Source organism: Streptomyces sp. NPDC050508 (assembly GCF_040655155.1).
Lineage (GTDB): Bacteria > Actinomycetota > Actinomycetes > Streptomycetales > Streptomycetaceae > Streptomyces.
The window spans coordinates 168069-180453 of the sequence record NZ_JBFAJJ010000002.1 but is presented as its reverse complement, the minus strand read 5'-3'; the positions used below and the strand labels follow the sequence as shown (position 1 = coordinate 180453).

General features: G+C 69.0%; 14 protein-coding genes. 10 read left to right on the top strand and 4 right to left on the bottom strand.

The features are described 5' to 3' along the window. Positions 1–68: 68 nt before the first annotated feature. The 4 genes from AB0I69_RS05865 to AB0I69_RS05850 all read left to right on the top strand — a co-directional run bounded on the left by AB0I69_RS05865 (position 69) and on the right by AB0I69_RS05850 (position 3098). On the top strand, positions 69–887 hold the full coding sequence (locus tag AB0I69_RS05865; RefSeq protein WP_363094999.1) for a helix-turn-helix transcriptional regulator: 819 nt from the start codon (positions 69–71) through the stop codon (positions 885–887). After that, the gene (locus AB0I69_RS05860; protein ID WP_363094321.1) at positions 884–1084 is read left to right on the top strand and encodes a DUF397 domain-containing protein; all 201 of its coding nucleotides are present in this window, start codon (positions 884–886) and stop codon (positions 1082–1084) included. Before AB0I69_RS05865 ends, AB0I69_RS05860 begins: the two co-directional genes overlap by 4 nt. Positions 1085–1369: 285 nt before the next feature. Then, positions 1370–2428 carry a hypothetical protein gene (locus AB0I69_RS05855; protein WP_363094320.1) on the top strand — a complete coding sequence of 353 codons (1059 nt, stop codon included), beginning with the start codon at positions 1370–1372 and terminating at the stop codon, positions 2426–2428. 91 nt (positions 2429–2519) lie between these two features. Next, on the top strand, positions 2520–3098 hold the full coding sequence (locus AB0I69_RS05850) for a Uma2 family endonuclease (RefSeq protein WP_363094319.1): 579 nt from the start codon (positions 2520–2522) through the stop codon (positions 3096–3098). 15 nt (positions 3099–3113) lie between these two features. Here the strand turns inward: AB0I69_RS05850 and AB0I69_RS05845 are convergent, their stop codons facing one another. Then, a complete protein-coding gene (locus AB0I69_RS05845) occupies positions 3114–3833 on the bottom strand; it encodes a sulfite exporter TauE/SafE family protein (RefSeq protein ID WP_363094318.1) in 720 nt (239 codons plus the stop codon). A gap of 99 nt (positions 3834–3932) precedes the next feature. Here AB0I69_RS05845 and AB0I69_RS05840 point away from each other — a divergent pair, with 99 nt between their 5' ends. Beyond that, positions 3933–4124 carry a hypothetical protein gene (locus AB0I69_RS05840; protein WP_363094317.1) on the top strand — a complete coding sequence of 64 codons (192 nt, stop codon included), beginning with the start codon at positions 3933–3935 and terminating at the stop codon, positions 4122–4124. A gap of 105 nt (positions 4125–4229) precedes the next feature. Further along, a complete protein-coding gene (locus tag AB0I69_RS05835; RefSeq protein WP_363094316.1) occupies positions 4230–4730 on the top strand; it encodes an SgcJ/EcaC family oxidoreductase in 501 nt (166 codons plus the stop codon). Here the strand turns inward: AB0I69_RS05835 and AB0I69_RS05830 are convergent. Both AB0I69_RS05830 and AB0I69_RS05825 read right to left on the bottom strand, forming a co-directional pair. Next, positions 4696–5985, bottom strand: a complete 1290-nt coding sequence (locus tag AB0I69_RS05830; protein ID WP_363094315.1) for a HAMP domain-containing sensor histidine kinase — start codon at positions 5983–5985, stop codon at positions 4696–4698. The genes AB0I69_RS05835 and AB0I69_RS05830 overlap by 35 nt on opposite strands. Then, the gene (locus tag AB0I69_RS05825) at positions 5982–6674 is read right to left on the bottom strand and encodes a response regulator transcription factor (protein ID WP_363094313.1); all 693 of its coding nucleotides are present in this window, start codon (positions 6672–6674) and stop codon (positions 5982–5984) included. The genes AB0I69_RS05830 and AB0I69_RS05825 overlap by 4 nt, the downstream gene beginning before the upstream one ends. 187 nt (positions 6675–6861) lie before the next feature. Here AB0I69_RS05825 and AB0I69_RS05820 point away from each other — a divergent pair, with 187 nt between their 5' ends. The 4 genes from AB0I69_RS05820 (at position 6862) to AB0I69_RS05805 (ending at position 11513) form a co-directional block, all read left to right on the top strand. Further along, positions 6862–8136 carry an aspartate kinase gene (locus AB0I69_RS05820; RefSeq protein ID WP_363094311.1) on the top strand — a complete coding sequence of 425 codons (1275 nt, stop codon included), beginning with the start codon at positions 6862–6864 and terminating at the stop codon, positions 8134–8136. Beyond that, positions 8136–9203 (top strand): aspartate-semialdehyde dehydrogenase, encoded by a 1068-nt coding sequence (locus AB0I69_RS05815; protein ID WP_363094310.1) that lies wholly within the window; start codon positions 8136–8138, stop codon positions 9201–9203. The genes AB0I69_RS05820 and AB0I69_RS05815 overlap by 1 nt, the downstream gene beginning before the upstream one ends. 523 nt (positions 9204–9726) lie before the next feature. Next, complete coding sequence (locus AB0I69_RS05810; protein ID WP_043667413.1) at positions 9727–10302, top strand: SigE family RNA polymerase sigma factor; 576 nt, start codon at positions 9727–9729, stop codon at positions 10300–10302. Beyond that, a complete protein-coding gene (locus AB0I69_RS05805; RefSeq protein ID WP_363094309.1) occupies positions 10299–11513 on the top strand; it encodes a hypothetical protein in 1215 nt (404 codons plus the stop codon). The genes AB0I69_RS05810 and AB0I69_RS05805 overlap by 4 nt, the downstream gene beginning before the upstream one ends. Positions 11514–11566: 53 nt before the next feature. On the opposite strand, the gene AB0I69_RS05800 is transcribed toward AB0I69_RS05805, so the two are convergent. Beyond that, positions 11567–12364, bottom strand: a complete 798-nt coding sequence (locus AB0I69_RS05800; RefSeq protein WP_363094308.1) for an SURF1 family protein — start codon at positions 12362–12364, stop codon at positions 11567–11569. Between the last annotated feature and the right edge of the window lie 21 nt (positions 12365–12385).

Below are 12385 nucleotides of genomic sequence, written 5' to 3'. Positions count from 1 at the left end.
TTGCGAAGCTACGCTCGGTAGTGACTGAGGTGATACACGCCGGGGTGTATCGGTCGGAGGTGGGTGCCGTGTCGGGCCAGTCCAACGCCAACTCCCTGCCGCCGCCTGTGGCCTGGCGGTACAGCGGGAACCAGCTGAAGCGATGGCGCACCAAGGCCAACGTGAGCCGGGAGCAGCTGGCCGCCGCCTCCAACTACTCGCCGGACACCATCAAGTCGATGGAGCAGGGCGTACGGATGCCGACGCCGCGCGTGCTCGACGTGGCCGATGGGTTGTGCCGGGCCGAGGGGTTGCTGAGTGCGGCGAAGGACTACCTGAACAAGGAGAAGTTCCCGTCGCGGGCACAGGACTTCATGGAGCGTGAGAAAGAGGCGATCACCCACTGGTCGTACGAAACCACGGTCGTCCCGGGGCTGTTGCAGACGCCGGGGTACGCGCGCACGTTGATCGAGAACCGCTGCCCGCCCCTGGACGAGGAGACGGTGGAGGAGCGGATCGAGGGACGCATGGAGCGACAGGCCATCCTCGCCGAGCGGAAGCCGCCGGTGGCCCTGAGCTTCGTCCTCTATGAGGCGGTGCTGCGCAGCCCCCAGGTGGACACCGAACAGCTCCGCCGTCTGCTGGAGGTGTCCCGGCTGCGGAACGTCACGGTGCAGGTGCTCCCCTTTGAACGGGCTACCAGCGATGCGCTCATGGGACCCATGGTGCTGCTGGAGACTCGCGACCACGAGCGCTTCGCCTATACGGAGGGCCCGTTCGCCAGCCAACTGTCGGCCGATCCGGAGGTTGTCAGCCGGGTGACCGAGCGGCTTAGCATGATCCGCACGCAGGCTCTCAGCCCCGATGAGTCGGCCCGTTTCGTCGAACGGATGGTGGATCAGCCATGAATGACCAGCTGAAGTGGTTCAAGTCGAGCTACAGCGACAACGAGGGCGGCAACTGCGTCGAGGTCGCCTTCCCCGTACGGCAGTTGACCGTCCACATACGCGACTCCAAGAACGCTACGGGTCCCGAACTGGCCCTCCCCGCCCCCGCCTGGACGGCGTTCCTCTCCGGAGTCTCCGCAGTTCACCCCGGAGCTTGAGCCCCGGGCTTCGAGCTCTTTTCTTGGGTTCTGGGCTGGGTGAAAAACAACCCAACCAACCAAGCCTGTACGTGAGTTGAGGGGGGTTTAACCCGAACGGGTGACATTCCATGATCGGCTTGCGCCGCAAGGCAAAGCCACTCTAGGTTCGCGGCAAACAAGCAAATAGATCGGCCCCGGTAGGTGTTGGTAGCACCAGATCCGGGGCCTGGACCAACGAATCGAAGGACCTCGATCGTGGCTTACGCCCAGCCTAGCCCTGCCCTGCCGTCCCCGTCGCACCCCATGGCCAATACGGGCTACGGAAAACGCGCCACGGGTGACGAAGAACCGCACGCGGACCCCGACTTCGCACATCTGCTCCCGCGAGACGCCGAGATCGCCGTCTTCATCGACCACCTCGACAACGGTCACGCCATGGGCCACAAGGTGATCGCGGCCGAGCACCCCCGCTACGGCCAGCAGGCCTGCCGTACGTCTCTCAAGAGCCTCACCGAGGCCGGCCACCTGCGCTGGATCAAGGAACACATCACCGTCGAGGACAACTCGATGCGGTGGGTGACGCGGACGTACTGGTCGCGTACGCCCAGGTCGGCGCGGTGGTGGGCCGAGTTCGCGCGCGAGCGCCACGGCAGGGACGTCACGCGTGACTACCAGCCGGGCCTGGCAAGGACGGAAGACCCGACCTCGACCTCGACCCCTGCGCCGGAGAGCGAGAGCGGGACAGAGACCGACGAGACACCGGCGACGGACCCGACCCCCGAGCCCAGCGCCGCGTACCGCGCACTCGCCCAACTCCGCGCCACAGACCCCCGTATGTCGCTCTCCGCAGCCGAGTGCCGAGCCCTCGAACCCCTCGCCGCCGAGTGGCTGACACGAGGTGCCACCCCGGCCGACATGGCCCGCGCGCTGACCGACGGACTGCCACCCACCGTCACGAATCCGGGCGGACTCGCCCGCAACCGATTGGAGACGAAGATGCCCCCGAAGAAGAACGACGCCGCCGAGACCCGCCCCCTCCGCGCCCGTGTGACCCGCGTGCTCATGGCCTGCGCCACCTGCGACGCCGACGAGCGGACGGCGAAGATCATCAACGGCGTGTGCGAGGAGTGCCGTGCGGAGCCGGAGATGAGCGAGGAGGAGATCAAGAAGGGGTTCGAGGAGATCGCCTACCTGGGAACCACGACGGCCCGCTTCCTGAAGCAGAAGCTGGAACGCCGTACGGGCGGGCCCGTGCCCGACACGTTCCGCCCCGTGCCGATCGAGGACCGCGTCCACTACCACTACCGCGACAACCGCGACCGCATCGCGAACGGCCTCCCGCCGAGGCGGTGGAACCCGTGACGGTCGAGAAGCGACGCGGAGGAGAGGGCGGGGGCGTATGAGCGTGCAGGACGTGCCGGTCAGGGCACCATGGAGTCGAGGAGGCGACGCCATGACCCCCAGGACCGAGCAGCAGCCCCAGATGTCCGTCGAGGAGTTCGAGCAGCTGGAACGCCATGCCCCCGAGACCGTGCGGCTGGAGTTCATCAAGGGGAAGGTCCAGGTCAAGCCCGTGCCGGACGGCAACCACACGGAGATCTACATGTGGCTACTGGAGCGGTGCATGCAACTGCGTCCCGACCTTAGGCTCTATCCGGAGCGGGGCCTCAAGACCGAGGCCTACCGCAAGGGACGCGCTCGCGCGGACGCGATCCTGATGCCCAAGGGCGGCCTCAAGGGGCACGGCGAGTGGTCGGATGCCGACGGAGTGCTGATGGCCGTGGAGGTCACGTCGTACGACTCCGACACGAATCAGCGCGACCGGGTCGAGAAGCCCGACGGGTACGCGGCCGCAGGCATTCCCGTCTACCTCCTCATCGACCGTGACGACGGCTCGGTCGTCGTGTTCAACCAGCCGGAGGACGGCCGTTACCGACACGAGGAGAAGCTCCCCTTCGGCGCGACCATCAAGATCCCGGACCCCGTGAACATCACCTTGGATACCGAGCCCCTCAAGGAGTTCGTGGACTGACCGCCGCCCCGGCGATCACAACCCCCACACCCCCTTCACCACCGCCGTCACCCCACCCGCCAACGCCAGCGACAACACCAGCAGCCGGGCCCACTTCTCCGGCAACCGCCCCGCGAGCCCGCGCCCGATCACCCCGCCCACGGCCATCGCGGCGACGACGGCGACCCACCGCGCCCCGCTCAGCGACGGCACCCCGTTCGCCGCGACAGAGAACGCGTTGACGACGACGCCGTAGAACTGCGCATTGGGCACGAACTCCCGTACTGTCCACCCCGCGTTGACCGCGTACAGGGAGATCGGCGGGCCGCCGACCCCCGCCGCCGCGTTCATGAATCCGCCCGCCGCACCCGCCGCCACCGCCCCCTTCGTGCCGCGCAGGGCCGGGACGCGGGCGCCGCGCATCACCAGCAGGACGGCGACCGTGACCAGCCCTCCCATCACCAACAGGAGGACCGGCGGGGGGAGTTGACGGGTCATCCACGCGCCCGCCGGTACGGTACAGACCGCCGCCGCACACAGCGGGACCATCGCGCGCGCCCGCACCTGCCGCCAACCGCCCGCCAGACCTACGACACTGATCGCGCCGGCGGCACAGTTGGCGAGGACGACCCCCTGCGCCGGGCCGAGCAGCAGGACGAGGGCCGGTACGGCGACCAGGGCGAAGCCCATGCCTGTCAGCCACTGGACGGAAGCGCCGAGCAGGACGATCGTGGCCAGCAGTATGTCCCCCGTCATGGGGCAACATCATTCCGGTTCGGGGTGTAGCCCGCTACACCCTCACTTCGGGACTGGGCTCCCTCGTTGCGGCACCCCGGAAACGGGATCGTTGGACGCATGAAGAACTTCCTCTCCTCCAAGCCCGTCCTCTGGTTCCTCTTCCTCTTCAACCTGGTCGTCGCCGCGGTCGCACCCTTCGTGGTCGACGGAACGCAGGGCGTGATGACCGCCGTCGGGATGGGCGTCGTATCGCTGGGCGCCGGGGTCAGCCTCGTCCGGGACCGTGGTCAGGTGGCCACGGCGCGTTAATTGGAGCCGTCCTGGCCGCCCCCTGTACGTCCGCTGCACGGGCGTTAACCAGCGGAAAGCGAGTCTGGAGTCATCCCAAAAGGCACCAGTACCACTGGAGTTGAGATGACCCGCCGGTCCATGAGCAAGCGTGCAGCCATCGTCACCGTCACCTCCGTCCTGGCTCTCGGCACCGTCGGCACCGTCGCCGCGACCGCCGGTCCCCAGCACGACGCCAAGCCCACCAAGAAGCAGATAGCCGCCCTCTTCGACGGCTGGAACGCCGCGCTCCAGACCGGTGACCCGAAGAAGGTCGCGAACCGGTACGCGCCGGACGCCGTGCTCCTGCCGACCGTCTCCAACGAGATCCGCACCGACCGCGCCGAGATCGTCGACTACTTCGAGCACTTCCTGCCGAACAAGCCGGTCGCGAAGAAGGTCGAGACGTACATCAACGTCCTCGACAGCAACTCGGCCATCGACGCGGGCGCCTACGACATCACGCTCACCGACCCGAAGACCGGCAAGAAGCGTGTGGTGGAGGCCCGTTACACGTACGAGTACGAGAAGCGCGGCGGCAAGTGGCTGATCGTCAACCACCACTCCTCGGTGATGCCCGAAGGCTGATCACCACGGACAGCCCACGGCCGGGCGCGTCCCGCAGGGCCACCGTCCCGCCGTCGTCCGTCACCAACTGGCGTACGACGGAGAGGCCCAGGCCCGAACCGGAGCGCCCGGTGAGGCCCTGGCCGCGCCAGAAGCGGTCGAAGGCGCGGGACTTGTCCGCGTCGGACATGCCGGGGCCCTCGTCCGCCACCGTCAACTCGACCTCGTCGCCCCGGGATTCGGACCGTACGGTGATCGTCGCGCCGTCCGGCGACACCTCCAGGGCGTTCGACAGCACGTTGTCCAGGACCTGTTCGAGATGACCGGGACTGGCCAGCACAAGCGGCCGGCCGTCGACAACACTCCCCCTGAGCGCGATGTGGACTCCGCGCTCGTCGGCGGCCGGTCTCCACACCGAGAGGCGTTCGGCCGCGATCTCCCGAAGCGGGAGGGGTTCCGCGGCCGTCACCTTCGCCTCTGCCCGCGCCAGTACCAGCAGGCCGTTGACGAGGCGGCTCATCCGGACCACCTCCGCCGTCGCCTGTTCCACGTCCTCCCGTACGAACTCGTCGTCGACGCCGTCCGCGATGTTGTCCAGGGACAGTCTCAACGCCGTGAGCGGGGTGCGGAGTTGGTGGGAGGCGTCGGCGACGAAGATGCGCTGCGAGGCGATGAGGGTGTCGAGGCGTTCGCCCGCCTGGTTCAACGTCCTGGCCAGCGTCTGCGTCTCGTGCGGGCCCGTCACGGGGGAGCGGGCCGTCAGGTCGCCGTCGCTGAACCTGCTCGCCATGTCGTTGAGTTGGCGCAGGGGGCGGGTGAGGCGGCGGGCGACGAGCGCGCCGAGTCCGGCCGCCACCGCCAGGACGGCGAGGGCGAGGATCGCGCGGAAGCCCCAGATCTGCACCAGGCGCCGGGTCAGGTCGGAGGTCGGGTACGAGATGCGTACGGCGCCGACGGTCCGGCCGTCGCGTGTCGCCGGCTCCGTCACCTCCAACGCCCCGTCGCCCCAGTGCGTCGCGGTCTTCGCCCGCGCGGCGGGCAGCACCTCGGCCGTGCCGGGGGTCTCCTGCGCGTAGGCCACCACCATGCGGTCCAGTGCGGCGCGCGAGGCGGCGTCACCGCTCAGCAGGAGGGCCATCGTCTTCGCCTCGCGCTGCACGGACTGCTCGGTGTCGCCCCGGAGTTGGGCGGTGAGCGTGAAGGCGACCGGCACGGTGAACGCGGTGAGCGCGACGGCCACGAGCAGGACGTAGCTGACGATGAGCTGCCGGATCATGAGGGAGACGTTCCTTCAGCGGCACCGGCTGTGATCTCCAGGCGGAAACCGACCCCCCGTACCGCCTCGATCGTGATCGCGCCCGCCAACTTCCTTCGCAGCGCCGCCACATGGACGTCGAGCGTCTTCGTCGGGCCGAACCAGTTCGCGTCCCAGACCGCTTCCATGATCTGCTCGCGCGACATCAGCGCGCCGGGCTCCTCGGTGAGGAACGACAGCAGGTCGTACTCCTTGGGGGCGAGCGGGACTTCTTCGCCGTCGAGGCGGACGCGGGCGGCCTTGCGGTCGATGGTGAGGCGGGTGCCGTAGGCGTCGGGACCTGCGGCCTCGGCGCGTGGCTGTGCGCGGCGCATCACCGCCCTTATCCGCGCGATGACCTCCCGCACCCCGAACGGTTTCGACACGTAGTCGTCGGCGCCCAGCTCCAGACCGACCACCCGGTCCGTCTCGTCGCTGCGCGCGCTGATCACGATGATCGGGATGTCGCCGCGGGCGCGCAGCGCCTTGCACACGTCGAGGCCGTCGGTGTCGGGCAGGCCGAGGTCGAGGAGGACGACGTCGTACGGGTCCCGGTGGCTCAGCGCCGCCCCGCCCGTGGTGACCCAGTCGACCTCGAAGCCGTAGCGCAGCAGTCCACGCCGTAGCGACTCGGCCACCGGTTCATCGTCTTCCACCAGAAGTACGCGCACACGGCGCACCTTAGTGCCGTAAACCCCATCCCCGGCCGTCACCTGTGACGCTCGGCACTTTTCCCGCACCCCTCAAGTGGGCATGCGCTGACCTGGGCGTCCGAATCTCACCATGCGATACCTGGGAAGGGAATTTCGGGCGCTCGTTAAACTGAGCCGACACACCAGGACTGAGCGAGGAGCGCACGTGGGCCTTGTCGTGCAGAAGTACGGAGGCTCCTCCGTAGCCGATGCCGAGGGCATCAAGCGCGTCGCCAAGCGAATCGTGGAAGCGAAGAAGAACGGCCACCAAGTGGTCGTCGTCGTTTCCGCGATGGGCGACACGACGGACGAGCTGATCGATCTCGCCGAGCAGGTATCTCCGATGCCCGCCGGGCGTGAGTTCGACATGCTGCTGACCGCCGGAGAGCGGATCTCCATGGCACTGCTGGCCATGGCGATCAAAAACCTGGGCCACGAGGCCCAGTCGTTCACGGGCAGCCAGGCAGGCGTCATCACCGACTCGGTCCACAACAAAGCGCGGATCATCGACGTCACGCCCGGTCGGATCCGTACGGCGTTGGACGAGGGCAACATCGCCATCGTCGCCGGGTTCCAGGGTGTGAGCCAGGACAAGAAGGACATCACCACGCTGGGGCGGGGTGGGTCCGACACGACCGCCGTCGCCCTCGCCGCCGCTCTCGACGCCGAGGTGTGCGAGATCTACACGGACGTCGACGGGGTGTTCACCGCCGACCCGCGGGTGGTGCCGAAGGCGAAGAAGATCGACTGGATCGCCTTCGAGGACATGCTGGAGCTCGCCGCCTCCGGCTCCAAGGTGCTGCTCCACCGCTGTGTGGAGTACGCCCGCCGATACAACATCCCGATCCATGTGCGGTCCAGTTTCAGCGGGCTTCAGGGCACCTGGGTCAGCAGTGAGCCGAAGCAAGGAGTCCAGAAGGTGGAGCAGGCCATCATCTCCGGTGTCGCGCACGACACCTCCGAGGCCAAGATCACGGTCGTCGGCGTGCCCGACAAGCCGGGCGAGGCCGCGGTGATCTTCCGGACGATCTCCGACGCCCAGGTCAACATCGACATGATCGTGCAGAACGTGTCGGCCGCCTCGACGGGTCTCACGGACATCTCCTTCACCCTCCCCAAGGCGGAGGGCCGCAAGGCCATCGACGCCCTGGAGAAGAACAAGGGCGGCATCGGCTTCGAGTCGCTGCGCTACGACGACCAGATCGGGAAGATCTCGCTGGTCGGCGCGGGCATGAAGACGAACCCCGGCGTCACCGCCGACTTCTTCACCGCCCTGTCCGACGCGGGCGTCAACATCGAGCTGATCTCGACCTCCGAGATCCGTATCTCGGTCGTCACCCGCGCCGACGACGTCAACGAGGCCGTCCGCGCCGTGCACACGGCGTTCGGCCTCGACTCCGACAGCGACGAAGCCGTCGTCTACGGAGGCACCGGCCGCTGATGGCCAGCACCGGAGCGACCGTGCGTCCGACGCTCGCCGTGGTCGGCGCGACCGGGGCCGTCGGCACGGTCATGCTCCAGATCCTGTCCCAGCACGCGGACATCTGGGGCGAGATCCGCCTGATCGCCTCTCCGCGCTCGGCCGGCCGCAAACTGACCGTGCGCGGGGAGCAGGTCGAGGTGATCGCCCTGACGGAGGAGGCCTTCGACGGGGTCGACGTCGCCATGTTCGACGTCCCCGACGAGATCTCCGCCCAGTGGGCGCCGATCGCCGCCGCCAAGGGCGTGGTCGTCGTCGACAACTCGGGCGCCTTCCGGATGGACCCCGAGGTGCCCCTGGTGGTCCCCGAGGTCAACCCGCACAAGGTGCGGCACCGTCCGCGCGGGATCATCGCCAACCCGAACTGCACGACCCTGTCGATGATCGTCGCCGTGGGCGCGCTGCACGCCGAGTTCGGGCTGCGCGAGCTGGTGGTGTCGTCGTACCAGGCGGTGAGCGGGGCGGGCCGCGCCGGGGTCGACACCCTGCGCCAGCAGCTGTCCCTCGTGGCCGGTACGGATCTGGGTACCAAGCCCGGTGACGTGCGGCGGGCCGTCGGGGACAACACCGGGCCGTTCCCGGAGCCGGTCGCGCTGAACGTCGTACCGTGGGCCGGGTCCTTGCGCGAGGACGGCTGGTCCTCGGAGGAGATGAAGGTGCGGGACGAGTCCCGCAAGATCCTCGGGCTGCCCGCGCTGCCGGTCGCCGTGACCTGCGTGCGCGTCCCGGTGATCACCACGCACTCCCTCACCGTCCACGCCCGCTTCCAGGGCGAGGTCACCGTCGACGGGGCGCGCGAGATCCTCGCTACGGCCCCAGGAGTCGTCCTCTTCGACAATCCGGCCGCCGGGGAGTTCCCGACACCGGCCGACGTGGTCGGCACCGACCCGACGTGGGTGGGGCGGCTGCGGCGGGCGCTGGACGATCCGACGGCGCTCGAACTGTTCGTCTGCGGCGACAATCTGCGCAAGGGAGCCGCCCTCAATACCGCGCAGATCGCCGAGCTGGTGGCCCGCGAGCTGGCATGAGTGCAGGCCCCACCTACCCTGCCCGGCCGTAAATTCCCTGGCCAGTGGCGCACGGGTTTGTAGGATCACTGTGCGCGATGTGGCCGGATTAATGGTTCGGACCACTTGAATCAAGCCACCTCCGCATCCGAAGATTTCACTCCCCGCTTCCCGCAACCGCGCGGCGAGCGGGGAGCGTCTTTGCGAACGCCCTTCAGGTGGGCGCGCGGTGATGCGGTGAGGGGCGTGGGGACGCCCTGGATATTCGTGACATAGGGGAAGAGCGGGTAGGCATGAGGGTGTTCGACGCACTGCCGGTTGTGCTGCCTGACACCAGACGGGTGGGTGGTGTCACCGGACGGACGGGTGGTGACAGCAGACAGGTGGGCGGACTGTCTGTTTCGTCTGACGTAAATGTGACGGCCGACGCGTACAACCCCCAAGGGGGGAAGCGTGTCCAACTGGCGTGGCTCAGGTACTCGACTTCTCTGTGGCGCGCGGCACGGCCCTACGGCCTCCGCGTGGGTCCCGTGCGCCCGGCGGCATGCCGGTGATCGCGCCGATGCCCGCAGCGCGGCCCGCCCGCATCCCGAACCAGCGCGACGGTGTCGACGACGCCGTCGCGGCCGGCACGACGGTCGACCACCTCACCGAGACCTACCGGGCGCACTACCGCTCACTGCTCGGCCTGGCCGCACTCCTCCTCGACGACACCGCCTCCTGCGAGGACGTCGTCCAGGAGGCGTTCATCCGGGTCCACTCGGCGCGCAAACGCGTCCGTGACCCCGAGAAGACCCTGGCGTATCTGCGCCAGACGGTCGTCAACCTCTCCCGCTCGGCCCTGCGCCGCCGCATCCTCGGCCTCAAGCTCCTCTCGAAGCCGATGCCGGACATGGCCAGCGCGGAAGAGGGCGCCTACGACCTCCTGGAGCGCGACTCCCTCATCAAGGCCATGAAGGGCCTCCAGCGCCGCCAGCGCGAGGTCCTGGTCCTGCGCTACTTCGCGGACATGACCGAGGCGCAGGTCGCCGAGTCGCTCGGCATATCGCTGGGCTCGGTGAAGGCGTACGGCTCGCGCGGGATCGCCGCCCTCCGGATCGCGATGGAGGCGTCGGCATGAGCGACCACACCGAGGGACACGGCTCGCGTGAACGTCACGAGCCGGACGTCTGGCACGAGCCGACATGGGCGCGCAAGGAACAGCCGAACGCATCGCACGCTGGGAACGGAACTGTGAACCACGGCCCCGACGAACAGAGCCCCGCCGGGCCGAGCCTCGACGGGCAACACCCCGACAACCCTGACAGCCCTGAGACCCCCGGGAATTCCGGGAACTCTGCGGGTAACCCCGAAGGGTTCGACCCCGACGAGCTGGCGCTGCGCCGGCTGCTCCACCAGGCGGTCCAGGAGGTCGAGCCGCGCGACGGCACTCTGGACCACCTGCGCAAGGCGGTCCCTGCCCGCCGGGCCCGCAAGCGCCAGGCCGTCGTCGGCATGGCGGCAGCCGCCCTCTTCTTCGGCACCGCCATCCCGGCCCTCGTGCACGTCTCCAACTCCAGCGGCTCGGGCGTCGACCCGTCCATCGCGGGCAACAGCTCACAGGCCCAGGGCGGCACCAGCCAGGGCAAGAACCCGGACGGAGGTTCGAGCACCTCCGGCGGCTCCTCGGGGCAGGCCTCGGGGCAGAACCCCGGCGGCCACAAGAACGACGGCACGGGCAAGGCCCCCGGCCAGGGCACCGTGACCGCCAACCCCACCGCCAGCATCGGGACGGCCGCACCGGTCTGCACGGCCGGGCAGTTCGGCGCGTCCAACTCGACGGTGAACGCGGCCGACTCGGCCGGCATCGTCTACGGCACGTTCACGGTCACCAACACGTCCAGCACGAGTTGTACCGTCGGCGGCCCCGGAACCGTGGGCTTCACGGCGGTGGGTGCCGCGGACGGCACCAAGATCAACGTGGCGCAGCACAGCTCCGGGGACGTGGCGGTCGGGCTGCCCGACCCGTCGACGGAGGCCTCCCAGCTGGTGCTGCTGCCGGGCTCCACCTACCAGGTCAAGTTCGCCTGGGTGCCCTCCGAGACCTGCCCCACCAGCACGCCCACCGGCGAGTCGTCGCCCAGCCCGACACCCACCGAGGACGCCAGTACCAGCAGCGGGTCCACGACGGGAGACACCGGCACGTCCACCCAACTGCTGGAGGACGGCACGCTCGACGGCAGCGTCGTGGTCTCCCACACGGCTCAGGCGGGCTCGCCGACGGTCTCGGCGACGGTGCCCAACGCGTGCGCGGGGACGGTCTACCGGACGGGTGTGCTGGCGGGATCGTAGGCCGGTCGTTCGTCGTCGCTCGGTCGTTTGTTGTCGGTCACGGGGGACCGGCGTCAGACCGCGGTGACGCGTACCGCTTCCTCGGTGTCCTCCTCGGGCACCAGCCCCAGCTCCGCGTCGCGCGCGAACTCCACCTCGCGGCGCAGCAGCCGGAACCACATGAAGACGACGAAGCCCGCGAAGACGAACCACTCGCCGGTGTAGCCGAGGTTCTGGAACGCCTTCAGGTCGAGGCCGGTGTTCGCGGGCGCGGTCGCCGGTACGGCCTTCATCCCGGAGTCGCCCTTGTCGAGCGTGATCCACGCGTCGTACAGGTGGTACGGCACGAGGTTCACCAGCGAGGCCGCGCTGATCGCCGCGGTCTGGCCGGACGGCAGCCCGCCCTGTGCGCTGACTCCGTTGTCGCCCGGGGTCTCGGATGCCTGGAGCGAGCCGGTGACGGTGACCTCGCCGGTCGGTGCGGCCGGTGCCTTCGCGGCGTCGGGCCTGCCGGGGATCCAGCCGCGGACGACGGGAAGGGCCTTGCCGTCGTCGGTGTGCAGCAGGGTCAGGACGTAGAAGCCGTTCTTTCCGTCCAACTGGCGGTCGGGGACGAGGAGTTGCTTGCCGTACCGGCCGGTCGCCGTGGTCTGCCGGCCCGAGGTGCGCTGGTCGACCGGCAGCAGTTGGGCCAGGGGACGGGCCGCCTCGGTGCGGTCCGCCTCGACCTGGCGTGTGGCCTCGTGGCTGCTGTCCACGCGCGCTTGGAACCGGCTCAGCTGCCACGACCCCATGAAGATGCAGAAGGGGATGGCGAGCAGTACGAAGACGTTGATGCCCCACCAGCGCGATGTCAGCAGAAACCGGTACACGCCTTCCACGGTACGGGGCTG